The organism is Methylocystis parvus OBBP (assembly GCF_027571405.1).
In the GTDB taxonomy this organism is placed as follows: Bacteria; Pseudomonadota; Alphaproteobacteria; order Rhizobiales; family Beijerinckiaceae; genus Methylocystis; species Methylocystis parva.
The window spans coordinates 2,219,426-2,244,164 of the sequence record NZ_CP092968.1; the positions used below are offsets into that span (position 1 = coordinate 2,219,426).

The window sequence follows — 24,739 nt, forward strand, 5'->3', positions numbered from 1 at the left end:
AATGTCCGCCATCGCCGTCGTTAACGCCGGATCGTCCAGCATCAAATTCGCGGTCTTTGACGCGGCGGCGGAGCCAGCGCTGCGTCTCAAGGGGGTGATCGAGGGGATCGGCGCCACGCCGCGCGCGAAGCTCTCCGGCCCCGGCGGCGAGACGCTTCTGACGGAAGACCAGCCACCGGATGGCTTCGACCACGCAGCCGCTACGCGCGCGATGATGCGCATCGCCGCGCCCTGGCTCGACGGCACGGATATTTCGGTCGTGGGCCATCGCGTCGTGCATGGCGGCGGGGAATTTTCCGCGCCGCTGCGCGTGACGGAGGAAATCGTCCAAAAGCTCGCCGCCTTCATTCCGCTGGCGCCGCTGCATCAGCCGCATAACCTTGCGGTTATCGGGGCCATGCTCGCCGAGCATCCGCAGCTGCCGCAGGTCGCCTGCTTCGACACGGCGTTCCACACGAGCCAGCCGCCGATCGCCCAGGCCTTCGCGATTCCGCGAAAATATTCACAGGCTGGCGTGCGGCGCTATGGCTTTCATGGCATTTCCTATGAATATGTCGCAGGCAGGCTAAAGGAGATCGCGCCGGAGATCGCCAAGGGGCGCGTCATCGTGGCGCATCTCGGCAATGGCGCGAGCCTCTGCGCCATGAAGGACGGCAAGAGCGTCGCGAGCACGATGGGTTTCACCGCTGTCGACGGCCTCGTGATGGGCACGCGATGCGGCGCCATCGACCCCGGCGTGCTGGTGCATCTGATCGACCAATATGGGTTAAGCGCACGCGATCTTGAGGATCTGATTTATCGCAAATCAGGTTTGCTTGGCGTTTCAGGAATCTCCTCCGATATGCGGACGCTTCGCGCCTCCTTGGAATCCACGGCGAAAGAGGCGATCGATCTTTTCATCTACCGCATCATCCGTGAGATCGGTTCGCTTGGGGCGGCGCTGAGCGGGCTCGATGCGATCGTCTTTACCGGCGGGATCGGCGAGAACGACGCCGGGACGCGCGCGGAAGTCGCGGCGGGTTGCGCTTGGCTCGGGGTCGCGCTGGACGAGGCGGCGAACCGCGCCGCGCACATAAAGATATCTAGCTCTCACTCGACGGTCGCTGTCTACGTCATCCGGACGAATGAAGAATTGGCGATCGCGCAAAGCGCGTCGCATTTGATCCTTTCATGAATAAAAAGCCCGGATCTCTTGTGAAAAAGTTTCTTTCGGTTGCACGCGCGCGGGTAGGCAGTGTTAAGGTAACGTTAACATGTGGACCAACAGTCACGTTTTAGCTCTCGCGTGACGACTCCGCAGGGAAAAGGCTCTGATGTCTGGAAAAACCACGCTGTTGATCGCCGCGGCCGTCGTCGGAGTCGGGGCCTTTTTCGGTTATCAATATTGGCGGGACAAGCAGAGCGCGCTACCCGCCGGCATCGCCTCCGGCAACGGACGCCTTGAAGCCAAGCTTGTCGACATCGCGCCGAAGGAGTCGCTGCGCGTCAAGCAAATCTTCTTCGAGGAAGGCGACCTCGTAAAGCCGGGCGACGTGGTCGTGCAGATGGAAACGAACACCTTGCGAGCTCAGCTTGAGGAAGCCAAGCTCAACGTCGTCGCGACGCAGGAAAAAGAATCGGTGGCCAAGGCGACCATTGTCCGAAGCAAGGCCCAGATCGATCTCGCCAAGGTTGAAGTCAATCGCAGCAAAAATCTTGTCGCGCAACGCGCCGGCTCGCAGCGCGAGCTCGATGTGCGCAACACACAGCTTAAAACGACGTCCGCCGCTCTACAGGAAGAAGAAGCCAAGCTGCGAACGATTCAGCAGGAAGTGAATGTCGCGAAAGCGAAGGTCGCGACGATCCAGACGCGCATTGACGACGCGACGCTGCGTTCGCCCATTCTTGGCCGCGTCCTCTACAAACTCGCGGAGGTCGGCGAAGTGCTGGCGGCTGGCGGGAAGGCCATGACGCTCGTCAATCTCGAAGACGTCTATATGGAAATCTTCCTTCCCTCCGCCGACGCCGCGAAAGTGAAGCTCGGCGCCGAGGCGCGCATCGTTGGCGACCATATGGCCGGCCGCGCGGTCCCCGGCCTTGTCAGTTTCGTCTCGCCGGAAGCGCAGTTTACGCCCAAGCAGGTCGAGACGAAGAGCGAGCGCGAGAAGCTGATGTTTCGCGTGAAGATCAAGGTGCCCGAAAAAATCGTCAGCTCCTACATCGACGCCATCAAAACCGGCGTGCGCGGCGTCGGCTATGTGAAGCTTGATCCGGCCGTCGAATGGCCCGCCTTCCTCCAGAGCGCGGCCGCGCCGGAGACAGCCGGTAAGGACGTTCAGCATTGACGCGCGCGAAGGCCCGCAGGCCATGAGCGCGGAGCCGCTAGAGGCGACGAGGCTGGCGGAACAGGGCGCTTCGAAGCGCGCGCCGGTCGTTTCCGTTTCGGGCGTCACGCATCGCTACGGCGAGAGCGTCGCGGTCGATGACCTGTCGATCGACATTCCGGCCGGGCTCATGGTCGGCATTATCGGGCCGGACGGCGTCGGCAAATCGACGCTGATGGCGCTCATCGCCGGCTCCAAGAAAATCCAGCAAGGCAAGGTCATCGCCCTTAATGGCGACATGGCCGACGCGCGGCACCGCCGCGACGCCTGTCCCCGCATCGCCTATATGCCGCAGGGTCTCGGCAAGAATCTCTATTTTGAGCTGAGCGTCCAGGAAAACGTCGACTTCATGGCGCGGCTCTTCGGCCTCTCGGCCGCCGAGCGACCCGTGAAGGTCAAGGAGTTGCTCGACGCGACGGGTCTCGGCCCATTTCCGGGTCGCCCGGCGGGCAAGCTTTCCGGCGGCATGAAGCAGAAGGTCGGTCTCTGCGGCGCGCTGGTGCATGAACCCGACCTGCTCATTCTCGACGAGCCGACGACGGGCGTCGATCCGCTGTCGCGCCGTCAGTTCTGGTCGCTGATCGACGATATTCGGGCGGGCCGGCCGAGCATGAGCGTCATCATCTCGACCGCCTATATGGACGAAGCCCAGCAATGGGACTGGATTGTCGCCATGGACGCCGGCAAGGTGCTGGCGACCGGCACGCCGGCCGAGCTGATGGCGCGCACGGGCACGAGCGATCTCGAAAAGTGCTTCATCCAGCTCCTGCCGGAAGAGAAGCGCACGGGCCATGTCGAGCTGACGATCCCGCCGCGTCCCGAGGGCAAGAAGGAAGTCGCCATCGACGCGAAGGGGCTCACTCGCCGCTTCGGCGATTTCGTCGCGGTCGACCATGTGACGCTGACCATCGAACGCGGCGAAATCTTCGGCTTCCTCGGCTCGAATGGCTGCGGCAAGTCGACGACAATGAAAATGCTCACCGGCCTGCTGCCGCCGACCGAAGGTTCGGCGACGCTGTTCGGGCAGTCGGTCGAGGCCGGCAGCATCGAGGTGCGCAACAATATCGGTTATATGACGCAGGCCTTTTCGCTCTACGGCGAATTGACCGTGCGTCAGAACCTCGTTCTCGACGCGCGGCTTTACCACATCGAGCCGAAGAAGGCGCAGGAGCGAATCGACCAACTCGTCGAGAAGTTCGGCCTTGGGCCCTATATGGACGCGCTCGCCGGCGATCTGCCCATGGGTCTGCGCCAGCGCCTCTCCCTCGCCGTCGCCGTGTTGCATGGTCCGCCGCTTCTCATTCTCGACGAGCCGACCTCGGGCGTCGATCCGGTCGCCCGCGATAGTTTCTGGGAATTGCTCATCGATCTCTCCCGCAATCAGGGCGTGACGATCTTCGTCACGACCCACTTCATGAACGAGGCGATGCGCTGCGACCGCATCTCGCTCATGAACGCCGGCAAGGTTCTGGCCTGCGACGACCCGAAGAAGTTGATCGAGGCCCGTGGCGCCGCAACGCTTGAGGAGGCCTTCATCGGCTATATGGAGGACGCCATCGGCGCCTCAGCCGCCGGCAAGACCGAGGAAGCCGCGCAGGCGGCGGCCGACAAGGCGCTCGAAAAGCCCGAGCCCAAGCATCTCTCCGGCATAGCGCTGCGCATTGGCCGCATGCTGGCCTATAGCGCCAACGAGGCGATGCAGATTCTGCGCGACCCCGTGCGGCTCGCCTTCGCCTTTGTGGGCTCCGCTGTGCTCATGCTCGTCTTCGGCTTCGGCATCACGACCGACGTCGAACATGTGCGCTATGCGACGTTCGATCAGGACCAGTCGCCCGAAAGCCGCGCTTATCTTCAGCAATTCGCGGGGACGCCGCGCTATTTTCTGGAGACCCGTCCGGTCAGCTCGGCGGAGGACGCGCTCCGGCGGCTCCAATCGGACGACATCTCGCTCGTCGTCGAAATCCCACCGACTTTCGGGCGCGACCTTCTGAGGAACGCCCGCCCCGAGGTTTCGGCGCAGGTCGACGGCGCCAACACCTTCCGCGGCGAGACCGTCTCGCAATATGTGCAAGGCGTTCAGGACAAGGCCTTGCAGGACCCCTCAAACGGCCTGGACCTGAAGCCGCCCAAATACAGGGCGAATTTCCAGGATCGTTATATGTACAATCCGACGTTCGAGAGCGTCTATGCGATCGTGCCGAGCGTGCCGCCGATCCTGCTCATTCTGATCCCCGCCATCCTCATGGCGATCAGCGTCGTCCGAGAGAAGGAGCTGGGCTCCATCATTAATTTCTATGTGACTCCGACGGCGCGGCTCGAATATCTGCTCGGCAAGCAGCTTCCCTATATCGCCATCGGCATGCTGAACTACTTCATCCTCGTCATTATGGCGGTCGCGGTGTTCGGCATTCCGATCAAGGGGAGCTTCCTGATGCTCACCCTCATCACCCTGCTTTATGTGACGACGACCACGGGCCTCGGCCTCGTCATCTCCACCTTCGTGTCGAGCCAGGTCGCCGCCGTCTTCATCACGGCGATCATCACGCTGGTGCCGACAATCCAGTTCTCCGGCCTGTTGCAGCCCGTCTCGACGCTGGCGGGCAACGCCAAGCTCGTCGGCACCATCTGGCCGACGACCTATTACATGCATGCGAGCAAGGGCGCCTTCACCAAGGGGCTCGGGCCCGACCTCCTGATGCCGGACGTTACTTTTCTCGCCATCTGCATCCCTGTCCTCTGGGCTGTGAGCACGCTCGCGCTCAGGAAGCAGGAGAAATAGGCGATGAAGTCCCTGCTCAACATCTTCTGGCTCGGGATCAAGGAGCTGCGCAGCCTCGGCAGCGACCTCGTGATGATGTTCTTCGTCGCCTACGCCTTCACCGGCACGATCTATATCCAGGCGACCGGCACCTCGAGCGAGGTGAACAACGCGTCGATCGCCTTTGTCGACGAGGATCATTCCGCTCTGTCGAAAGAGCTGATCAACGCCTTCTATCCGCCACGCTTTCAGGAGCCGGAGCTCATCGACGCCTCCGAGGTTGAGACGACGATGGACGAGGGGCGCTTCATGTTCGTTGTGACCATCCCGCCGCGCTTCGAATCCGATCTGCGCGAAGGCCGCCACCCGGATGTCCAGCTCAGCATCGACGCGACGGCCATGCAGCAGGCGGCGATCGGCGCCGGTTACATAAAAAACATCGTCAATCAGCGCGTGACCTCCTTCTTCAGCCGCGCGAGCGGCGCGACGCCGCAACCAATCAATCTCGTCATCCGCCGGCTCTTCAACCCGAACGGGATCACCTCCTGGTTTGCGAGCGTCGTCGGCATCATCAATCAGGTGACGATGCTCACCATCATCCTGACCGGCGCCGCCGTGATCCGCGAGCGGGAGCACGGCACGCTGGAGCATCTCCTCGTCATGCCGCTCTCGGCCTTCGAGATCGCCATGGCGAAAGTATGGGCCAACAGTCTCGTCATTCTGCTGGCGACCGCGGCTTCGCTCTATCTGATCGTGATGAAGGCGCTCGAAGTGCCCTTTGCCGGCTCCATCCCGCTCTGGTTCGCCGGCGTGCTTCTCTATCTCTTCTTCGCCACGGCGCTTGGCATTTTCCTTGGCACCATCTCGCAGTCCATGGCGCAATTCGCGCTGCTGATCATTCTGGTCGTCGTGGTGCTGCAGTTGCTCTCCGGCGGCAATACGCCTGTCGAAAGCCAGCCAGCCTGGCTGCAATATATGACCTTCTTCCTGCCGTCGCGGCACTTCGTGAGCTTCTCGCAGAAGATCATCTATCGCGGCGGCGGGATCGAGGCCGTCTGGCCGCAATTCGCCATGGTCGGGGCCATCGGCCTCGCTTTCTTCAGCTACAGCCTTTCGCTGTTCCGTAAATCCATCGCGGTGACCAAATAATGCGCAGGCGCTCGTTCAAGGCTTTCGCCACTTCCAAACAGAAGGGCGCCTTCCCGGCCCTTGGTCTCGCGCTCGCCCTCGGCGGTTGCGCGGTGGGGCCGGATTTCAACCCGCCCGAGGCCGCCCTCCAGGACAACTGGATCGAGAAAGGCGATAAGCGGGTCGCCAACAAGGAGATCAAAAGCGACTGGTGGCGGACCTTCCACGATCCGACTTTGGACCGGCTGGTCCACCTCGCGGCGGAACAGAACCTCCCGGTGCAGATTGCGGGCCTACGGATTCTCGAAGCGCGCGCCCAGCTCGGCATCGCCATCGGCCAGCTCTTCCCGCAGGACCAGGGCGGCTCCGGGGCGGCCACCTGGAACAAGATCAGCGAGCAAGCCGCCAACAAGGCCAATCTGCCGAAACACGCTTTCGGGGATTTTTCGATCGGCTTCGACGCGACATGGGAAATTGATTTCTGGGGCCGCTACCGTCGCGGCGTCGAGGCGGCGGACGCCAGCATGATGCGAACGATCGCGGATTACGACAATGCGCTCGTCTCATTGACCGCGGAAGTCGCGCGCACCTATGTGACGATCCGCACCTTCGAAGTTTTGCTCGAGATCGCGCAGGAAAACGTTCGGCTGCAGAAGGACGGCCTGCAGATCGCCGAGGCGCGCTTCCGCGCCGGCGCGACCTCCGAGCTCGACGTCGCCCAACAGAAAGCCCTGTTGCAGAACACGATCGCCTCGATCCCCGAGCTTCAGACTGGCCTGCAGCAGGCGAAAAACGCTCTGAGCGTTCTCCTTGGCCAGCCGCCGGGAGGCATCGAGAAGTGTCTGCATGGCGCGCAGAAAATCCCCTCCGCCTCGCCGCGCGTGAGCGTCGGCGTTCCCGCCGAGTTGCTGCGCCGGCGGCCGGACATTCGCGCCGCCGAGATGAACGCCGCAGCCGAAAGCGCCCGCATCGGCATCGCCGAATCCGACCTCTACCCGCGCTTCTTCCTCTTCGGCGACATCGGCGTGCAGGCCTCCGATCTCGGCAAGATTTTCGCGCCCGGCAGCCTGTTCCTGACGGCCGGCCCGAGCTTCCGGTGGTCGATCCTCAACTACGGGCGCATCGCCAACAACATCCGCGCCCAGGACGCCCGCCTCCAGCAGGCGCTGGTCAATTACCAGGACATCGTGATCAAGGCGGCGCGGGAGGCGGAAGATGCGCTCATCGCTTTCCTCAAGGGGCAGCAGCGCGCCGCGGCCCTGCAAAAGTCAGTCGAGGCCGCCCAGCGCGCGGTCGAGCTTTCCTTCATCCAGTATCGCGAGGGCGCCGAAAATTTCCAACGCGTGCTCGACGCGCAGACGCGGCTCCTCGACGAGCGAAACCGCCTGGCGGAGACGCGCTCGTCCATCGCGACCAATCTCGTCGCGCTCTACAAGGCTCTGGGCGGCGGCTGGGAAATCGGCCACGGCAAGCCGATCGTTCCGGAAGTCATGCAGGCGGGGATGATGAATCGCACCGACTGGGGCAATCTGCTCCCGGCGCAAACCCCGCCGCCCGCCGCCAATCTACCCTTGCCGACGCCGGCCGGAGAAACGCCCCTGCTGCTGCCCCCGGATTACGAGGCCGCGCCCATGCCGCCAGGAAGACCGGCAAACTAATACTCGCTCTGGGTTCACAGCGCGCCGCTAGTCGGCTCTACCGTCGTCGCGTGAGTAACAGCCTCACCAATATTGACGCGATAAAAGAAATTGTAGGCGGACCAAAGGTCGCGTTCATTGGTCGGCCAACATTCCCAATCGCGCCCGACAATCTTGTCGAACGGCGAAACGAATTATCGGACTCCGGCGTCACGTGACGGCCCAGTCGCGCAGTAGATTGTGATAGAGCCCCGTGAGCCGCGCAACTGCGGGATTGTCGGGCGTATCGGCGGCGAGCGCCTGGATCGTGTCATCGAGCTCCAGCAACATGCTTCGGCGATCGTTTTCACGCACGAGACTTTGAATCCAGAAGAAGGCCGCGAAGCGCGCGCCGCGCGTCACCGGCTCGACATGATGGACGGCGCCCGACGAATAAAGAACCATATGACCGGCGGGCAATTTGACCTGGTGCGGCGCGAACTCGCCCATGACGGTCAATTCGCCGCCGTCATATTCGTCGGGGTCGCTGAGGAACAATGTCGCCGACATGTCGGCGCGAATCCGGATCGACGTATCCGGCACGCCGAAAACGGCGCTGTCGATATGGTCGCCATAGGAGGCGTCGCTGGCGTAAAGATTGAATCGCGGCGGCACGACCTTCAGGGGCAACGCCGCGGCGACGAAGCGGCTCATGACGGCGAGACGTTCGAGCAGCAGCACGCCAATCTCGGTGGCGAGCGGATCATCGTCGGCGAGTTGCAGATTATCTTTGACCCGCGCGGCGAGCGGACCGGCGGTGTAACGCCCCTCGCGCCAATCCGCTTTTTCGAGCTTCTCCACACAGCGCCGCGCTTCCGCAACCGACAAAACATCGGGAATCACCACGATCATCGTCGCCCCTCCAGATGCCGCCCGCCGCTTCGGATTTTGGTTACGACAAAAAAGACGCGGCGAGAATTGCGGTAGATGCGGCGGCTCCACCGTTTGACGGGACCGACCCATCTGCCCGGAAGCGATCAGAAACGAAAGCTTACGCTGAAGCGATAGGCGCGCGGCGTCCCCAAAATGACTCGTTGAGCGCCGTAGTTGGTGCTGATTGCGTATTTCGTGTTGGCGACATTGTCGATATTGAGGCTGAGGACAACATCCTTGTAGAGTTCAAAGGACGACATCAGATTGACGATGAAATAGCCCGGAAGCTTGCCAAACCGGCCGTTTGGAACGATGCGGTCCCCATAGTCCTGCCGGCCGGCCCATGACTCACTGGAATAATTCAGCCCCCCGCCGAGGGTGACAGGCGTTTCCGGCAGGTGATACGTGGTCCACAGATTGCCCGTGACATTCGGCGCAAAGGCGAGTTCATCGCCACTCGTGCCCCTACGATAGAAGCCGTTCAAGAACGCGGCCGGCGCGTCGACCCCCGGCGCGAACACCGGATAGTCGCCAGGGCTTGCCGCCATGCGGAACCAGTCGAGATAAAAGGCATGCTTCTGCTCGGTGCGCATGATCAGAAAGCCGCCAAACATTCGCCAGTTGTCGGTGACATTGCCGGAGACGCCGAATTCAACGCCTTGCGCGATTTGGTCTCCATAGCCTTTTAGAGTGATGGGCTGGGCCGCCCCGCCGATGCAACCTGCCCCGGGAAGGCCGGGCGGATTGCCGAAGCATCCGGTGATCGGCACGGTCTTTACGGTGTGGAAGAGCGCCAATGTCGTGGACAGGCGCCCGTCGAACGCGTCCCATTTGCCGCCGATTTCATAATTGACCATTCGTATCGGCTGCGATCCCGGCACGAGAGTGACCACGGCGCGATCATCGCCGCGGGAAATATCGGCAGAGTTGAGAAAATTGGCGCCCACTGGCTCATTGGACCACCCGACCGCCCCATAGAGACTCGCCTTCTCGATCGGCTTGTAGACAACGCCGACCTTGCCGCCTACCGTAGTTGCGGAATTTGTGTAACCATCATAGTTGCCGGTCGGAAGGCCCGCCAAATCCTTCATTCCAATCGCGAGATGATAGCCCTCGACTCGCACGCCGCCCGTGAGAATCCATTGCGGGTGCAAATGGATCGAGTCATAGGCATAGCCGGCGATTGTTTCCGCCCCCAATTTGTTGGTGTTCAACGGGATTGCGGGTGTTTGAAAGCGATCCGGATCGGGAGAGAATATAAAAGTGGAGCCCTGAGTGTCGTTGAAGCGATACGAAAAGGATCGTTCGAGAGAATAATCGATTCCGGTCGACAGTTCATGCCTGAATGGCCCCGTATCGAACTTGGCGGACAGATTAGTGAGGTTGGTCAATGTCGCGGTTGTGCGATCGTAAGACTGGTTCTGCGTCGTGACCATCCCCGTCGCCGCCACATAGGCAGGCGGCGCCCCGCCGGCCGGAGCGCCCGGCAGCGTGTAATTGGCGAAGCGGCGCACCTGCGACCAGCGCGTCTGGTTGCTGATGGTGACGTTTGGCAGAATGTCGTATGCGAGCCGCGCCTCAGCCGAATTGGCGTCGACATTATCGAAGTCGCGCCTCAATCCGTAAAATGTATCGCGCGGCGCCATCATGGCGATCGGATCCGAGCGGACCATATTGGCGACGGAAGCCGCGGGGACGCCCCAATCGGGAAGGTCGCGCCGCTCTTGATGCTCATAGATAAAGGTGGCGCGTAGATCCGCGCCGAGCCCGAAAGAGATCGAGGGCGCGACGCCCCAGGGCCTGTTCAAGGCGATTTCGCGTCCCGGCACGCCGCTGTTCTCGACCATGGCGTTGAGACGGATCGCCGTGTTCGGCGCAACGACATAATTAGCGTCGATCGTTCCGCGCTTGCGCGACTCGGAATTATAGTGGTCCCAGCCGTACCACGTTTCGCCCGAAACGAAATTCGCAAGCATGGGCGCTTTGGTGACGAGGTTGACATAGCCGCCGGCGCTGCCGCGGCCATTATCGGCGGCCGCGCCTTTGAAGACCTCGACTCTCTCAGTATTGAACATATCGCGGGTATAGTTGCCATTGTCGCGCGAATTATCGATGAAAATGTCGCTTGTGGCGTTGAAGCCGCGCAGTCTGAAATTGTTGCTCGCGGTGAAGCCGTTTTCGCCGGCGTCGATAGTGACGCCAGGCGTGTTGCGCAAGACCTCCGAGAGGGAGCGCGAACCCGTCTCCCGCATGACCGCTTGCGGAATGACAGTGACCGACTGCGGCGTGTTTAAAAGCGGCAAAGTGAATTTGGATGATTCCACAGTGGTTGTCTGATAGGGCGCTCTCCAGCCGATAGCGGGCGCCCCGGCGGCAGCCGGTCGCCCATCCGCTCCAGCGCCGCCGCGCCCCGCAACCGTCGCCGGCCCCGCCACGGTACGGCGCTGGCCCGCGACAGCCTGACGGCTCGGCGCATGGCGTGCGGGATGCGCTTGGGCCACGACGGGCTTCGGCGCCGCCGGAGGAGCCGCGCGCGGCCTCTCCGCCGGCGCCTCGACTCTTACAGCCGGCAAAGGCGTGGATTGGGAGTCCTGCGCGAAGACTGGAACGCAGCCGGCCGGCGTCAAAGCCGCTGCAAAACTCAGGGCGGCAGCCGACCTCCCTCCGCCTCTTGGCGTGAATGCGTCTGGAAAAGAATTATAGAGCGCCCGAAAAGATATTTGCGATGCCTTGGTCATGTCAGCGCTCCTTTCTTGCTTTTCAATTGCGCGATTTGACGCCGTAGAGCCGCATGCGATCGATCGGATTGACAGGAGGCCCGATATCGCTGTCCTCTGTCGACCTCCGTGACGACCTCTGTCTCTGGCAGATTAGTTGTCATCCCGAGGCGACAGAGATCTGCATCGATCGAGAGAGGATTATGCGCGTCCCAAAGGCTTCCTACGCAACCGATTGGATCGCGCGTGACATGAAGAACGTCGCTGCAGATAGATAGCAACGCGATCAGAGGATCGTCGAAGGAACGCCCTCCTGGCGTTGCGTCTGACTCTAATTTCGCGTAGCCCGATTTCGTCGTCTCATAATTATGAGCGCAGGCCAGTGCGGTTCGGAGCGCAAGAATTTCGGATTGTTTCACGCTGTGCATTCCTTGAAACCGCAAGGCCTGTGCCAGCAAATGAAAGCATCGATTCTTCAGCAGGCGCCTGTCGCATGCGGGCCGCGTACTTCCTTATTTTCCTCGTAGAATATAGATTTGAGTCGCGATATGCGCCTTGCGGCGCCAGTGACTCATATGGACGAAATTGTACGAATTTCCAGAACGAGTACGCAGGCGTAGCATTCTCATGAGTCGCCCATAAGCCGGCCCAGTCTCTGAAAGAGAATCGAAATCCATGGACAGTGACGTTTCCAACTTTCATGGAATACGCGATGGCTAGCGCCACCTTCGTCAAAGTCCACCGTCATGAACAGGCGCAAAAGAGGGGCTTCGAGCCAGAACTTCTTCGGCAGGCTTAAGGAGTTCAAACGCATGCGCTACGCACCGACAAAACCTATCAAAGCTTCGCCGCCTTGATCCACATCGCCGTCACCGTGATAAATTCACGATGAATCCCAACAACGGTCAAAAAGCGTGGCGATCCGGCTTGATGTCGAGTAGCGGCGTGCCGTCAATGCAATCGAGCCCGCGCACCACAAGCCTACAATCTTGAACTGCCTCTAATTTGACAACTGATGTCCCGATCGGGTTCGGTCGGAGCGGCGAGCGCAACGAAAAAGTGCCTCTCGGGACCTTGTCCTGTCGTGCGCATTGCAGGACGAGATCGCGCCGGGAGAGGTGAAGCCAGTAAATTACTTCGAGCTGCGGGTAGCGCGAGATCCCCGTCAGGGCCTCTCGCCAAATCTCATCTAGTATGATTTGACAGAGCGGGCCGTCCATTTGCCCCTGTCGCGGGCAATCGGCTCGGGTTTTCCATGGGGTTTCTATCCTTCCGATAAAGGCGATGCCCGCATCCTCGGTAGCTCGCCAGGGAACGACGACCTCTCCGGGACGGATTTCATTGTCACTATTCATAGGGTCGAACCTGGCTCATATGATCGGCTCCAGACTATACTCGTTCCCGGCAGGAATAGGAGGCGCAACGATGCATCGTCGCGGCCTCTCGGAAACAATTCTCGTTTTTTATGAGCATCTCGCATTGCAAGGGCAAGAAGCCTTGATCAAAGCCGTCATTATTCGGAGCTGCGATTAATCTGCAAGTTGCGATTGCTGCCCGTTCTACAGGCTTCTCGCGCTTTACGCCTGAGCGTGTGCGTGAAAGTTTTTGTGATCGAGACTATATTTGGCGAGGCGCAATCCGAGAATGCGTCGGGTCAGGCCAAGAGATTTGGCGGCTTCTGTCGTGTTGCCGTGATGAACCTTGAGCGCTTCAACGATCATTTCATATTCAATCGCGCTGAGGCGCGCTTCGAGCGTACCCTTGGATTCGACCTCTTCAAGGATGGGCATTTGCAGAGAAGGCGGCAAATTATATCCATGGATCACGCCGTCGTCTGAGAGAATTATCGCCCGCTCGATGATATTTTCAAGCTCGCGCACATTCCCTGGCCAGTGATACGCCAAGAGCATATTTATGGCTGACGTGGAGATTCGTTTTATTTCAACTCCGAGCGAATGCGCGAAATTTCCGACGAAGTGGTCCGCCAATGCGATGATGTCGTTTCCGCGCTCCCGCAAAGGCGGTATCGTAATCGGAAAGACGTTCAGACGGTAATAGAGGTCCTCCCGGAAAGTTCCTTTTTCGACCATCTCGGGAAGATCTCTGTTCGTTGCGGCGAGGATCCGCAGGTCCACCTTTATCTGAGCGTTTCCGCCCACGCGCTCGAAGGTCTTTTCCTGAAGGACGCGAAGGAGCTTGGCCTGGACCGGCAGGGAAAGTTCGCCGACTTCGTCCAGAAAAATCGTGCCGCCATGCGCCTCTTCGAAACGTCCCTTTCGAGAACCGACGGCGCCGGTGAAGGAGCCTTTCTCATGTCCGAACAGCTCGCTCTCAATGACGCTTTCGGGGAGCGCCGCACAATTGAATTTTACGAACGGGCCTTTCGACGCACGGCTATTATAATGGATGGCGCTCGCAACCAATTCCTTACCGACGCCGCTCTCGCCGAGAATGAGAACGGTCGTCTTCGTGCGTGATACGCGGTCGATCAGCTTGTACACGTCTTGCATGGGCTTGGAGTTGCCGATGATGTTCGTTGGTTTGAACTGGGCTTTCAAGGCGCTTCGAAGGCGCCTGTTCTCATTTTCAAGCGCGACCTTTTCAACGTTTTCCAGCAAATAGAGTTCGACCGCTTGCGCCGTCATCGTGGCGAGAATCGACAAAACCTCGACATCCATTTTAAGCAGCCTGGCGTCGTCATAGATGCGCTCCGCGCTTATTGTGCCGAGCACTTTCTTGCTTCGCACGATGGGGACGCAGATAAAGCTGAGCTTCTGATCAGCTGGTTTTGTTCGGCTGCCGGTACGGTCGAGAAAACTGGGTTCGTCGCCTATTCGGGGAACGACGATAGCTTGTCCGGTCTCGACAACCTTTCCGGTAATGCCCTCGCCAAGGAAGTAAACCCCCTTCGCCTGCTCTTCTTCGCTCAATCCGAAGCTTTGGTGAATAAATATATTGCCCGATCCGGGCTCGAATAGCGTCACCATCGCGCGCACGACATTCATGTGCTTCTGGAGCATTTCGAGAAGTATTTGCAGGGTCTCCCCCAGATTTTCGGCGCCGACAGAAATTCGACCCATTTCGTTCATGAAAGGAAGCACGTTGGTGCGGCATTCTCCCAAATCGCAATCGCAGATATGGGGTTCAAATTTCTTTCGGTTGTTTTCAATCGTCAGAGGCCGAGAAGCCTCCGCATTGAAGTCCTTCGCCACGGCGACATCCTTCCTTGCTGCCAACCGATTTGTTGACGTCGTAATACGCAGGCTGCCCATACATTGATTTGAGGGGCTGCCCGGAATTTATCGACGCCATCCCGGCGCCTTCAGCGAAACATATCCTATCCCTCTGAAGGATAAGCAAAACTCTCAGCCGATTAGACCGAGGCGCCAAGCATCGCTATGTATTCAATTTATATTACGCAATATCTGTGCCAAACTGATGGTTGCGCCGCCGCCAGCCGCCAATTTTACAAGGCGCGCAAATCGCCGATTACAGCCGCCCCACGAATTGCCAAGGATCCGGTCGTTCCAGTTGCTTTTCCGCCGCGGAGGCGGGCGTTCCCAAATATAAGAACCCAACGATCTGCGTGTCCGCGTCAAGGCTCAGCAGCCGGTGTAGATTTCTGTCAAACATTGGCCAGCCCGATCGCCAGATACCGCCAAAGCCTTGCGCAAGCGCCGCCATCTGCATCGCCATGACGGCGCATCCGGCGCTGAGTTCTTGTTCGAACCGTTTCACGACCGTGCTCGGGCGATAAACCGCCGCGACGACGATGACCATTGGCGCCCGCAACGGCATCTTCGGCGCGCGTTCGATAACGTTAGGCGGCTGGCCGGAAAGGGACGCCGCTTCGGCCATCATCTCGCCGAGGCGCTCGAGTCCGTCGCCCGTCGCGATGAGAAATCGGAACGGCCGTAGCCTTTGGAAATCGGGCACGCGAAGCGCAGCATGCAGGATTGTCTCCAGCGCTTCGCCGGCGGGCGCAGGCTCCGTCAAAGCGGTGCATGAGCGTCGTTCTAAGAGCAGCGTCAGCGCATCCATCTTACCTCAAATTTTTCGTCATCGATTGTCTCCCCGACGCGAAGACGCTGGCGCACTTCCGTGAAACGGGCGTCAAGCCGTTGCAGCTCCACGAGACAGGCGCGTTCACGCGCGCTTGTCTGAATGATTTTGGCGATCGCGCCGTGTCGGATAACGACCCTCTTGTCTCCCATGAGCGCCAGGATGGGGTCGTGCGTGGAAATCAGGACAATCTTTTCTCTCGCGACGAGGAGATCGAGCGCACGACGCCTGTCTATTCCAGCGTTCTCAATCTCATCGATGAGAACGATCGGCGACGCCGACAGCAAGGCCGTGTCGGCAATCATCAAGGCGCGACTTTGACCTCCGCTGAGCTGGGTCAGCGGCGTTTCCGCCGTGAACCGTTCGCCTGCCAATTCATTGCCGCAGACGATAACATCCGCGACGACGCCGTCCGCGTCCGTCGCTTGTCGACATTCCGCGTGCATCGTCAGAAACTCTCCGACTCCAAGATCCATGACGAAATTCATGTTCTGAGAGACCTGGGCGATTAATCCATGATTGGAGCCGAATCGTAGCGTGGGATCGGGCTTCGCCCCGTTGATCAGAACCTTGCGCTTCGATGGCGTGTCGCCCTGAGCCAGGCATTCTATATCCGCCAAAAGCCGGCTCTTGCCCGACCCCGTCGGGCCCACGATGCAAACGATCTCGCCAACGGCGATCTCGAGGTCGAACGCTTCAGCGCCGCCGAATTTGTCGACGCCTGCAATCAAAGACAGAGCCTTTAGCGAAAAATCGAGCGGCCCTCTCAGGGTCTCGGACTGGCGAACGAGCGTCTCGACATGGGTGCATAAATTCTCGATGCTCAGGCCAGCGCGATTGAGCTTCGTCAGATCCAGCGTCTCGAGCCAGGATGCGAAGTCCATGTCGGGCTTCGGCTCGCTTGGATCGGCGAGCCTCAATACATGGGCGATGCCCGGATGCAACGCCTGCAAGTCGCCGAGCGAACGTGTGGGAAGATCGGCGATCATGTCGCTGTCCCCCCGAAAGATATCTTCCGAACGTTGCCTCTTTGGTGATCCGTGCCGATCGACGTCTCGCCGATGCAATACGGACATACGGCGGAAGGCATGGAAAATCGCAACCGGCTGCCGGCGAGGCTTTCGACATTCGGAGCGCTGATGAAATGATGCCCAAGCTCTGTCGCGCCCTGACCCGTAATTCCGTTGAACGACAAAATCACCGCACGCGGATTCGCCGCACGGACATTGTAGGAAAACACCTCCCGCTCCGCCTGGCTGACGATGTCGCCCTTGGTGATGACGACGATGTCGGCGAGCTTCAGCATGGGACCGATCTTGCGCGGCGTGTGAACGCCCGAAAGCGCATCGACGACGCAAACGCCCAATACACCGTGAATATGGGGCGAGCATCGGTTGCAGAGGCCGGCGCTCTCGGCGATCAACAGATCGAAGTTCGATTTATGGCCCCATTCGACGCAATCATCGATATTGCTGACGAAATAGTGATCCGGGCACAGGCTTCCAGCGAGGCCCGTCACGATCGGCACGCCGGCTCTGGAATACAGAGCGTCATCCAAAGTGGAGAGCGAGTCGAATTTAACCGCGCCGACGTGACCCGCCGCGCTCTCGAGCCCCGCAATCGTCTTGAGGATGACGGAGGTCTTTCCGACGGAGGGCGGCCCTGCAACCGTCACAATGCGCATTGAAGGTTCTCCCCCATGAGCTCCCGGCTGTGGTGGAACATTGCGGCCGCAAGTTTTGCGTCATGCGCCGCCGCGCGATGGCGAAGATAGTCCCAGCCAAGAAAGTGGAGGCGCACATTCTCGGGCAAGAAACGCTCTTTCCCGGGAACGACCGAGGGATAACGGTTCCGATCGAGCCAAGCTCCGGTTTCCTCGGAAAACAAATAGTCTGCGAATGGCGAAACCCGCCGCTCATGCGCCGCTTGGGCCGTGAGCCAAAGGGGGAAGGCAAGTCCGCCTTCGCAGGGCCATACCACCATCGTGCGATCGCGCCGCGGGCACAGATCCGCCAGCGCCCAAGGCGCCACATAAATTGCGCCGGGCGAAGCCGCGGTTCCCGCAAAGCGCGGCATTTGCGCGGAATGCATTAGTTGAGAGACATTCTCGAGCAGCGACCGGTATCTCGAAAGGCCAAGCAATCTGAGCATGGCCAGAAGAAAAAAGAGATTGAACGAACGCCAGCGATCATGGTCGCCGCCCCGCCATCCGGAAAAGACAATTTCCCCACGGTAGATCGGATCGCAGAGTTGAGCCCATGCGGTCGGAATTGGACGGCTACCGAGCCTTTCGCGGTCAATCAACATCACAAAGGGCGCTGCCGCGTAAACGCCAATCCAAGCTTTAGGGTCGATCAAGCCAGCGTCGACAAACATCTTGGTTGCGCGACGTGGCTGAAGCGAGACAAAGGAGCCGGTTTCGACAAAATCGGCGTGAAAGGCGCGATTGAACGCATTCCCGTGCTCGGAGGAAACCAGGAACTTAGGAAAATCTTCGCGATTACGGATGAAGCGCAGGCGTTCCATCGGCGACGGCCCGCCTTGCCCCATGGGCAGGCAGCATTTGAGGGCGCTGCCGGCCTCCATGCGCTGCTGGGCGATCTGCGCGATATTGTCTCGCATCCGGGCCCGCAAGGGAACAGGGCAAGATCCAAGAAAATCCCAGCCCCGCGGCGCGGCGCGCGGCGCTGCCGGATCTCCAAAAAACCTCCGGACGGGGTCGAATTCGACCGAGAGGGGAATCGTCAGCGCACCCATCGTCGCGTTTCCTGCTCTCGCGCCTGCCGCTGTAGAGAAAATTCCACAACGTGCCCCAGAATGTCCTTTTGACTGAGCCCCCATTGCGACCCGGCAAGACATACGGCGCCACTTCGTCCGATATGGCAGCACAAATTAAATTCCAGGAAAATTCGACGGCCGGTCGACGGATCAATTCGATAATCGAGCCGCATATAGTCGACAGCTCCCACGCCCGCCCAAAGGGCGCCAACGTCATCACGCAGAAGCGGCTCAAGGTCGCCGACGTCGATCAGCCGATAACCGAGCGGATCGTCTCGCTTTAGATCCTCGGTGACGATCGCGCCCAAGCGATCCGAGATTGGCTGGACGAAGCCGAGGACGATCGGTTCGGCTCCCCCAAGGACAGGAACCGTCACGTCAATTCCGGAAACATATTGTTCCACGAGCACCGTCATGCCGCGAGCGAAGAAGGCCTTCGCGACCTCAGCGACGCCGCGCCAGTCCTCCTGTATCGAACTCTCGGACACCCCCTCGGACGCGGCGCCGAAACGGTTCTTGACGAAGTACGGGCCTTCGAACGGCGCGTTCGCGCCGATATCCCGTTCGCAAGAGAAGATTGCGCCCGGCGCCACCGGCAGGCCAATGGCGGCTGCGAAGTTTTTGCTTAGCCATTTGTCCTCCGCGAGCGCGCGTATGTTCGGCTTGGCGCCGATATGCGGCAGGCGGAGAAACTCGCATGTGGAGGCGACGAAGATCTCCGGATTGTCGAAGGGCGCCCGATTATAGAGCGAGAAGACCAGATCGACGGATGAACCGAGAGCGTAGAGCGCTCGAAACTCGCGTGACGTCGCGACCGCATAGCCAAGCTCCCGCAGGGTCATCCAAATGCGATGATAATAAGCGGGATATCCTCCGTCTCCGGGGAAGGAGGCTGGCTCGTAATTCGGCGCGAGCGGCGCCGAACGCGCGAGAAAGAAGATGCGCGTCCCGGTCGCTTTCGGCGGTTTCAACATCGCGTTTGCAAGATCCTGTCCCTGCATCGACGCTCCTCTGTCAACGACGCCGGGAGCAAGCAGCGCGCCAACTGCGATTTTGATAAAGTTGACGCGTGCGTTCTCCGACTGCATGCGCAGAGCAATCGATCGGACCCCGCAAAAGGCCTACGTAATTGAAGACCCCGCGTTCATTGCGGAGCAGATGCGGCTCCAGGGCGTACATTGTGGAACGCCCATAGGTGACCACAACGCGTTAAACTCCTGACTTCCAGCGCCTCCAGCCGGGGCCGGCCACTGGCGCGTTTCCTGCTCCTCACCGAAGGATGGGCTCCATTGCCGAGGAGACATCTCGGCATTCCCATCGCAGGAGCCGTCATGAACATGCATGTCAAGCCGCGCGAAAATTTACGCTGCGCGTCCATGACGGTCACGGACCTCAGCCTGGAACGCAACGGACGTCTTATCCTGGACAAAGCGCGGTTGAGCATTGACCAAGGACAGATAACGGCGATTGTCGGCCCCTCCGGCGCTGGAAAGAGCAGTCTGATTCATGTTCTTAATGGGAGCATCACGCCGACGAGCGGCGTGATCCACGCGACTGACCTCGGACCCTTGTCGAGCCCTACGACTTGGGAGCGCATGCGAAAACGCACGGGGACGATATTTCAGGGCAACGCGCTGATCGGACGCCTGCCCGCTTTAGACAATGTTTTGAGCGGCCTGGTGGATACGCGCCATCCCCTCTCCCTCCTGCCCTGGTCGCGCGTTGCGCGCGCGCGCGCCATGGACGCCCTTCGCCAGGTCGATTTGCTCGACCGCGCGTTCGAGCGAACGGAAAACCTTTCGGGCGGTGAACAGCAGCGTGTGGGGATCGCCCGGGCGCTGGCGCGACAACCCCGTCTTCTCTTCGCGGACGAGCCGTTCTCAGCTTTAGATCGACCGCTTGCGATGCGGTTTTGTGAGCTCTTCGCCGCCTCGACGCGAGAGACCGGCCGCACAGTTGTTCTCGTCACACATCAGCTCGATCTGGCGCGCGCCTTTGCCGACAGAGTCATCGGTCTCAGATCCGGCCGAATCGCCTTCGACGGTCCCACGACTTTGTTCGACAAGGAGGCGGAACGATACGTTTTCAGCGGCAACAGCAATCTATGAAGGATCGACCCAAAATAGGAGAGCGGGACATGCCTCAGATTTTTCGACGGCGAATGGTTGTCATGGGCGTTCTTGCGATGATCGCCAATTACGCCTGTGCAGGCTTCGCGGAGGAACGGCCGCCGACGAAGCTGATCGTGGGTTTGCTACCCGGGGAGTCAGCGCCGACGGTCATGAGGTTGAACGAGCCGCTTCGCGCCTATCTTCAAGACACGTTGCATATTCCGGTAGAGATCGTCGTCGGAGCCAATTACGCCGCAACGTCCGAAGCCTTGCGCTTTGGCCGCATCGATATCGCCTATCTGGGTCCGGTAACTTATATTCTGCAATCGAAGCGCGCGCCGCTCGAACCTTTCGCACGACCAAGCCATGCCGGCGTCGGATCAACTTTTCAAGCTTCAATCATCGTTCCAGCCGGGAGCGCCGCAACCAAATTGAGCGATTTGAGGGGCGGAGAAATCGCCTTTGGCGACCCGGCGTCGACGTCGGGCACCTGGGTTCCGCGTTGGCAATTGCTGGCGGAAGGCCTCATATCGGGTCGCGATTATACGATGCAGGTTCTCGGCGCCCATGACGCTGTCGCTCTTGCCGTCGCGAACAGGAAGGTTGCGGCGGGCGGCATTTCCAAGCCGATCCTCCTCAGACTGCTGAAAGAAGGGAAAATCCCAGCCGACAAGGTCCGTGTGCTGCAAGATTCGCCGCCGATCCCCGAATATATGTGGACCTTCCGCGCGGGCCTCGACCCGGCCTTCAAAGCGGAGATAAGGAACGCCTTTTTGAATCTGAAGGATGCGGCGGCGCTTGCGGTCTTCCGGGCCGAGGCCTTCGTTCCAGCGAAGGATTCAGACGTCGATGACGTTCGCCGCTGGGTCGCCGACATACAAGCCGTTAGTCAGAAAACTGCGTGGGCCCCAAAATGAACGACATCAACCCAACGCCGGAATTCGACGTCATCGATACGGAATGGCGCCGGCGCGAACATCTCAAATATGCCTTCACCATTGGCGCCGCGCTGTGTTGTGCGACCGCTTTCAGCTTTGCAGGAGGCTTTGAATTCAGTCGCTATGAAGGCGCGCCTTCCACCGTGTTGAAGCTCGCCGCAGATTCCTGGCCGCCGGACTTCTCCCGCTGGCGGGAGTGGGGGCGACCCTTGCTCGAAACCCTGGCGACCGGAGTTACTGGAACAGTCCTCGGCGCAGCGCTTGCCCTACCATTCGCAGCTCTCGCGGCGCAGAATATCGGCCCGTCTCCTTTCATACGGCAGAGCGTCCGTATTTTTCTCAACGCGATACGGTCTCTGCCGGGGCTGATCTGGGGTGTGATATTTGTAGCCGCGATTGGTTTTGGGCCTCTGCCGGGCGCATTTGCCTTGGGCGTGCACTCTACCGGAATGCTCGGCAAATTATTCTTCGAAGCGATGGAACATGTGGATCCATCGCCCGGAGCGGCGCTCAAAGCGCATGGCGCGTCCGAGCTCGCGGTGTTTCGCTTCGCTGTTCTCCCCCAGGCCGTGCCGCGCCTTGTCGACGCATTAATATATCGTTTTGAGCATAATCTGCGCGCGGCCACAACGCTGGGCGTCATCGGCGCCGGCGGCCTCGGGCTCCAAATTGTCACGGCGTTTCATTTGTTTGAATACAAGGAGGCGTCCGCCTTGATCATCCTGCTGCTCATCGTCGTGACGGCGGTGAATTTGCTGGGGGCCAGAGTGCGACGGCGGTTATTGGCTTTATGATCCATCCACTCTGGATCTTTCGCTGAAAGGCCCTCTAACTCTAAAGGAGACGCGATGAAAGTTGCATTCGCCACTCAGGACCTCGAACGGGTCGACGCCCATTTCGGATGGGCCAAGAACATAGCTTTCTACGAGGTCACAGTCGATTCCTACACTTTCATCGAGTCGATATCCTTCGGCGGCGACCTTCAAGAAGACGGCGATGAAGACAAGCTGGGGCCGAAGGTCGCCGCGCTTAAGGGCTGTTCGATTCTTTATGTCGCCGCGATCGGCGGTTCCGGCGCCACGCGCGTCGTTTCGCAGAACATTCATCCGTTGAAGGTTCCCCAACCCGAAAAGATCGGCGATCTACTCGATAATTTGCAAGTCGCAATGCGGAGCTCGCCGCGGCCGCCATGGCTGCGCAAGGTCCTGTCGAAGACCGGCGAGCGTACGTTCGATTTTGAAGAGGAGACAGAGAATGCCTGAGGCCGCCGCCCAGATGGAGCGGAAGCCGGAAGAAAGCCTCTTCATCAAGGAGCTCATCAAGGTCTGGCGCGCTCAGGATACCCATGGCGCCTGGGAGAAAAAGGCCGACCTCACCCTTCTCGATCCGTATATTCTCTCCAAGGAGCAGCGCCGCAAGATCCCAATCATCGGCGACCCCGATCCTGAGATCCTGTGGCGGCTTGAACTTTTCTATAATGCGGTCGGCCTCGCGATCGAGCGCCGTACCGGTTGCATGGTTCAGCCCATGATGAAAATGAACCATGAAGGCTTCGGTCGCATGATCCTTGCCGCAGGCCGTCTCATTGTCGTCAACAAATATTTGCGCGACGTGCATTGATTCGGATTTGAAAATCTTGAGAAACTTGCGACCGATGGAGAAAAGCTTGTCGCCGCGGGCGTCGAGATGATTCAAAAATTCCCCGACGTGGCCCGATCTTAATGGAGGCGCGACATGAGCGACATCGATGAACTTAAGGCCGAAATCAGGAAGCTCTCGGCCAAAGCCATGAAAATGAAGTTGAACTTGCACGATCTGTCTGAAGAGTTGCCATTGAACTGGACCACAATTATCTCGGTTGCGCAGGAGACCTACGACGCCTATGCGGCGCTGGAGGCGGCGCGCAAGAAGCTCAAGGAGCTAGAGGCGGCCTGACGGCAAGAGAACTTTCTAGGTTCGGCTCTGAGAAAATCAACGGCGCTCAATACGCCGTCTGCTCTTGCAAGGGCGTTCCGTTCCGCCGGCTCAAAGCGCGCCGCATCCACAGAGGCTGCGTGCCGGACATCATGTTCTGCACCTGAGCGATCACATCGTCGATGGCGCGAACGCGTTCGCTCTTGACGGGGAAAACCTTCAGTTCGTTCACCCGAACGGCGGCAAGATCGCTGAGACCGAGCGTGAAGAGTATCCCGCATCCGTCCACTGCGGAAACACGCTCAACGAGTGGATCCTTGCCTGTCCCATCGTCGTTTTCCATATCGTCCATGACGCAGCGCCCGCCATTATTCGCTTTTCCGCCGCCGCTCGCTTTGCCCTTTCCGGCTCTGGAAAAGTGCACGACGTCGACAAATTCGGATTCTTCCGCCGAAACGTCATAAAGGACGAATTGCTTCGCCGCCGCGAAATTCGCGTCGAGCTCGACGAGGCTGTTGGTTGTAATTGCGATCCGCAGATGAGGGGCATCCATTTTTAGTCTCCTGTCACGCTCACGTCATCGGTTGGCCAACGACAATTTTTTCTCGTGCGAAACGCGTGCGGAATTCCGCCGGAAGAGAGAACGCGTCCGGCGTCCGCGCTCGCCATTTCGGCAATTCCTCACAATGGAGTTCGCCGTTCTTCAAGACCTCGACGGGGATGATATGAAGCGCGTCGTCCCAAACGAGGTAAAAGTCGATGGAATATCGCGCTGCGTCCCGGTAGCGCTCGCCGATCTCGAAGATCAGCTTGCCGTCTGAAGCAGCGACCTTCGGATTATCGCAGTCGAAGCGAAAGTGGCGATTGAAGGCCGGACTTCGCCGGAACTGGTAGAGGATGCGGTCCTCGTCGGAGAATCGCTTTATTTCCGCCACGAGGTCGCAGAAATATTCGCCGAGAGTCATCTCGATGTAGGCGTCGGGGAAGACGCCATCGCGGTTGACAAGCCAATAGGCCGTCATCGTCTCGAGGAGATCGAGGCCGGAAGCCGTGATTTCGAGCGAAAGCGCCACCATGTCGATTGCGCCGTTCAGGCAGATAATGCCGTCGCGCATATCGGCGTGGCCATGGGAATGGAATGAGACCTTGCGGACGATCCGCAGGATACGATGCAACTCAGCCAGGATCTTCTCGATGCGCGTGCGCTTCGGCAGTTCCTTGCATCGCGCCCAACTTGTCAGGGGCAGGTCCGACGGAACGATTTCGGCGAGCGTGGCTTCGAATAGCAGCGCCGCATGCGCGACGGCGGCGATGCGGTCGAACGGGACGTCATCAGTCGCCGGCGTCGGGAGGAAGGCAAGCGCCTTTCGCTTGGTATAAAGCTCGATCTGCCGATATTCCGGCAACCGCAAATTCCTCGA

Annotated in this window: 21 protein-coding genes and 1 pseudogene; 11 read left to right on the forward strand and 11 right to left on the reverse strand. The window is 59.8% G+C overall.

All coding sequences use genetic code 11. The annotated features are described in order from the left end of the window. The first annotated feature begins 1 nt into the window (after window position 1). The 5 genes from MMG94_RS10810 to MMG94_RS10830 all read left to right on the forward strand — a co-directional run bounded on the left by MMG94_RS10810 (window position 2) and on the right by MMG94_RS10830 (window position 7,907). Window positions 2-1,174, forward strand: coding sequence for an acetate/propionate family kinase (locus tag MMG94_RS10810; RefSeq protein WP_016920387.1), 1,173 nt, complete (start codon window positions 2-4; stop codon window positions 1,172-1,174). Window positions 1,175-1,313: 139 nt separating this feature from the next. Then, on the forward strand, window positions 1,314-2,324 hold the full coding sequence (locus tag MMG94_RS10815) for an HlyD family secretion protein (protein WP_016920386.1): 1,011 nt from the start codon (window positions 1,314-1,316) through the stop codon (window positions 2,322-2,324). Between the two features lie 22 nt (window positions 2,325-2,346). Beyond that, the gene (gene rbbA, locus MMG94_RS10820) at window positions 2,347-5,142 is read left to right on the forward strand and encodes a ribosome-associated ATPase/putative transporter RbbA (RefSeq protein WP_016920385.1); all 2,796 of its coding nucleotides are present in this window, start codon (window positions 2,347-2,349) and stop codon (window positions 5,140-5,142) included. A gap of 3 nt (window positions 5,143-5,145) precedes the next feature. After that, on the forward strand, window positions 5,146-6,270 hold the full coding sequence (locus tag MMG94_RS10825; RefSeq protein WP_016920384.1) for an ABC transporter permease: 1,125 nt from the start codon (window positions 5,146-5,148) through the stop codon (window positions 6,268-6,270). Then, window positions 6,270-7,907, forward strand: coding sequence for an efflux transporter outer membrane subunit (locus MMG94_RS10830; protein WP_016920383.1), 1,638 nt, complete (start codon window positions 6,270-6,272; stop codon window positions 7,905-7,907). Before MMG94_RS10825 ends, MMG94_RS10830 begins: the two co-directional genes overlap by 1 nt. A gap of 189 nt (window positions 7,908-8,096) precedes the next feature. Here MMG94_RS10830 and MMG94_RS10835 read toward each other — a convergent pair whose 3' ends face one another. The 9 genes from MMG94_RS10835 to MMG94_RS10875 form a co-directional block, all read right to left on the reverse strand. After that, entirely contained in the window at window positions 8,097-8,777 is a 681-nt protein-coding gene (locus tag MMG94_RS10835) for a Fe2+-dependent dioxygenase (RefSeq protein WP_016920382.1), read from the reverse strand. 125 nt (window positions 8,778-8,902) lie between these two features. Further along, complete coding sequence (locus MMG94_RS10840) at window positions 8,903-11,122, reverse strand: TonB-dependent receptor (RefSeq protein ID WP_016920381.1); 2,220 nt, start codon at window positions 11,120-11,122, stop codon at window positions 8,903-8,905. Window positions 11,123-12,420: 1,298 nt separating this feature from the next. Beyond that, window positions 12,421-12,870 carry a tRNA (N6-threonylcarbamoyladenosine(37)-N6)-methyltransferase TrmO gene (tsaA, locus tag MMG94_RS10845; RefSeq protein ID WP_016920379.1) on the reverse strand — a complete coding sequence of 150 codons (450 nt, stop codon included), beginning with the start codon at window positions 12,868-12,870 and terminating at the stop codon, window positions 12,421-12,423. 222 nt (window positions 12,871-13,092) lie between these two features. After that, window positions 13,093-14,787 (reverse strand): sigma-54 interaction domain-containing protein, encoded by a 1,695-nt coding sequence (locus tag MMG94_RS10850; RefSeq protein WP_081495663.1) that lies wholly within the window; start codon window positions 14,785-14,787, stop codon window positions 13,093-13,095. A gap of 217 nt (window positions 14,788-15,004) precedes the next feature. Further along, the gene (locus MMG94_RS10855; RefSeq protein WP_016920376.1) at window positions 15,005-15,556 is read right to left on the reverse strand and encodes an NAD(P)H nitroreductase; all 552 of its coding nucleotides are present in this window, start codon (window positions 15,554-15,556) and stop codon (window positions 15,005-15,007) included. Further along, a complete protein-coding gene (locus tag MMG94_RS10860) occupies window positions 15,544-16,566 on the reverse strand; it encodes an ATP-binding cassette domain-containing protein (protein WP_016920375.1) in 1,023 nt (340 codons plus the stop codon). Before MMG94_RS10860 ends, MMG94_RS10855 begins: the two co-directional genes overlap by 13 nt. Beyond that, complete coding sequence (locus MMG94_RS10865) at window positions 16,563-17,261, reverse strand: GTP-binding protein (RefSeq protein WP_016920374.1); 699 nt, start codon at window positions 17,259-17,261, stop codon at window positions 16,563-16,565. The genes MMG94_RS10860 and MMG94_RS10865 overlap by 4 nt, the downstream gene beginning before the upstream one ends. After that, window positions 17,249-18,334: an ABC transporter substrate-binding protein gene (locus MMG94_RS10870; RefSeq protein WP_016920373.1), complete on the reverse strand. Its 1,086-nt coding sequence runs from the start codon at window positions 18,332-18,334 to the stop codon at window positions 17,249-17,251. The genes MMG94_RS10865 and MMG94_RS10870 overlap by 13 nt, the downstream gene beginning before the upstream one ends. After that, on the reverse strand, window positions 18,322-19,356 hold the full coding sequence (locus MMG94_RS10875) for a D-alanine--D-alanine ligase family protein (protein WP_244415377.1): 1,035 nt from the start codon (window positions 19,354-19,356) through the stop codon (window positions 18,322-18,324). The genes MMG94_RS10870 and MMG94_RS10875 overlap by 13 nt, the downstream gene beginning before the upstream one ends. 375 nt (window positions 19,357-19,731) lie before the next feature. On the opposite strand from MMG94_RS10875, the gene MMG94_RS10880 reads away from it, so the two are divergent. From MMG94_RS10880 to MMG94_RS10905, 6 genes and pseudogenes are all read left to right on the forward strand, one after another. Beyond that, window positions 19,732-20,463: a phosphonate ABC transporter ATP-binding protein gene (locus MMG94_RS10880; protein WP_026016317.1), complete on the forward strand. Its 732-nt coding sequence runs from the start codon at window positions 19,732-19,734 to the stop codon at window positions 20,461-20,463. A gap of 29 nt (window positions 20,464-20,492) precedes the next feature. Beyond that, on the forward strand, window positions 20,493-21,383 hold the full coding sequence (gene phnD, locus MMG94_RS10885) for a phosphate/phosphite/phosphonate ABC transporter substrate-binding protein (protein WP_040579286.1): 891 nt from the start codon (window positions 20,493-20,495) through the stop codon (window positions 21,381-21,383). Then, window positions 21,380-22,198 carry a phosphonate ABC transporter, permease protein PhnE gene (gene phnE, locus MMG94_RS10890; protein WP_040579292.1) on the forward strand — a complete coding sequence of 273 codons (819 nt, stop codon included), beginning with the start codon at window positions 21,380-21,382 and terminating at the stop codon, window positions 22,196-22,198. The genes phnD and phnE overlap by 4 nt, the downstream gene beginning before the upstream one ends. Before the next feature lie 54 nt (window positions 22,199-22,252). Continuing rightward, window positions 22,253-22,666: a nitrogen fixation protein NifX gene (gene nifX / locus MMG94_RS10895; protein ID WP_016920368.1), complete on the forward strand. Its 414-nt coding sequence runs from the start codon at window positions 22,253-22,255 to the stop codon at window positions 22,664-22,666. After that, window positions 22,659-23,126, forward strand: a pseudogene (locus tag MMG94_RS10900) (NifX-associated nitrogen fixation protein). The gene nifX and the pseudogene MMG94_RS10900 overlap by 8 nt, the downstream one beginning before the upstream one ends. A 12-nt stretch (window positions 23,127-23,138) precedes the next feature. Further along, entirely contained in the window at window positions 23,139-23,339 is a 201-nt protein-coding gene (locus MMG94_RS10905; protein WP_016920366.1) for a CCE_0567 family metalloprotein, read from the forward strand. Window positions 23,340-23,385: 46 nt separating this feature from the next. Here the strand turns inward: MMG94_RS10905 and MMG94_RS10910 are convergent, their stop codons facing one another. Together MMG94_RS10910 and MMG94_RS10915 are read right to left on the reverse strand one after the other, a co-directional pair. Beyond that, entirely contained in the window at window positions 23,386-23,871 is a 486-nt protein-coding gene (locus MMG94_RS10910; RefSeq protein WP_016920365.1) for a NifB/NifX family molybdenum-iron cluster-binding protein, read from the reverse strand. Between the two features lie 19 nt (window positions 23,872-23,890). After that, window positions 23,891-24,724 (reverse strand): hypothetical protein, encoded by an 834-nt coding sequence (locus MMG94_RS10915; protein ID WP_016920364.1) that lies wholly within the window; start codon window positions 24,722-24,724, stop codon window positions 23,891-23,893. Window positions 24,725-24,739 lie beyond the last annotated feature (15 nt).

Excerpts from the sequence above, each read along its gene's own strand:
- MMG94_RS10810 (WP_016920387.1), top strand. The coding sequence starts at position 2 with ATGTCCGCCATCGCCGTCGTTAACGCCGGATCGTCCAGCATCAAATTC.
- MMG94_RS10815 (WP_016920386.1), top strand. The coding sequence starts at position 1,314 with ATGTCTGGAAAAACCACGCTGTTGATCGCCGCGGCCGTCGTCGGAGTC.
- rbbA (WP_016920385.1), top strand. The coding sequence starts at position 2,347 with ATGAGCGCGGAGCCGCTAGAGGCGACGAGGCTGGCGGAACAGGGCGCT.
- MMG94_RS10825 (WP_016920384.1), top strand. The coding sequence starts at position 5,146 with ATGAAGTCCCTGCTCAACATCTTCTGGCTCGGGATCAAGGAGCTGCGC.
- MMG94_RS10830 (WP_016920383.1), top strand. The coding sequence starts at position 6,270 with ATGCGCAGGCGCTCGTTCAAGGCTTTCGCCACTTCCAAACAGAAGGGC.
- MMG94_RS10835 (WP_016920382.1), bottom strand. The coding sequence starts at position 8,777 with ATGATCGTGGTGATTCCCGATGTTTTGTCGGTTGCGGAAGCGCGGCGC.
- tsaA (WP_016920379.1), bottom strand. The coding sequence starts at position 12,870 with ATGAATAGTGACAATGAAATCCGTCCCGGAGAGGTCGTCGTTCCCTGG.
- MMG94_RS10850 (WP_081495663.1), bottom strand. The coding sequence starts at position 14,787 with ATGGGCAGCCTGCGTATTACGACGTCAACAAATCGGTTGGCAGCAAGG.
- MMG94_RS10855 (WP_016920376.1), bottom strand. The coding sequence starts at position 15,556 with ATGGATGCGCTGACGCTGCTCTTAGAACGACGCTCATGCACCGCTTTG.
- MMG94_RS10860 (WP_016920375.1), bottom strand. The coding sequence starts at position 16,566 with ATGATCGCCGATCTTCCCACACGTTCGCTCGGCGACTTGCAGGCGTTG.
- MMG94_RS10865 (WP_016920374.1), bottom strand. The coding sequence starts at position 17,261 with ATGCGCATTGTGACGGTTGCAGGGCCGCCCTCCGTCGGAAAGACCTCC.
- MMG94_RS10870 (WP_016920373.1), bottom strand. The coding sequence starts at position 18,334 with ATGGGTGCGCTGACGATTCCCCTCTCGGTCGAATTCGACCCCGTCCGG.
- MMG94_RS10875 (WP_244415377.1), bottom strand. The coding sequence starts at position 19,356 with ATGCAGGGACAGGATCTTGCAAACGCGATGTTGAAACCGCCGAAAGCG.
- MMG94_RS10880 (WP_026016317.1), top strand. The coding sequence starts at position 19,732 with ATGACGGTCACGGACCTCAGCCTGGAACGCAACGGACGTCTTATCCTG.
- phnD (WP_040579286.1), top strand. The coding sequence starts at position 20,493 with ATGCCTCAGATTTTTCGACGGCGAATGGTTGTCATGGGCGTTCTTGCG.
- phnE (WP_040579292.1), top strand. The coding sequence starts at position 21,380 with ATGAACGACATCAACCCAACGCCGGAATTCGACGTCATCGATACGGAA.
- nifX (WP_016920368.1), top strand. The coding sequence starts at position 22,253 with ATGAAAGTTGCATTCGCCACTCAGGACCTCGAACGGGTCGACGCCCAT.
- MMG94_RS10905 (WP_016920366.1), top strand. The coding sequence starts at position 23,139 with ATGAGCGACATCGATGAACTTAAGGCCGAAATCAGGAAGCTCTCGGCC.
- MMG94_RS10910 (WP_016920365.1), bottom strand. The coding sequence starts at position 23,871 with ATGGATGCCCCTCATCTGCGGATCGCAATTACAACCAACAGCCTCGTC.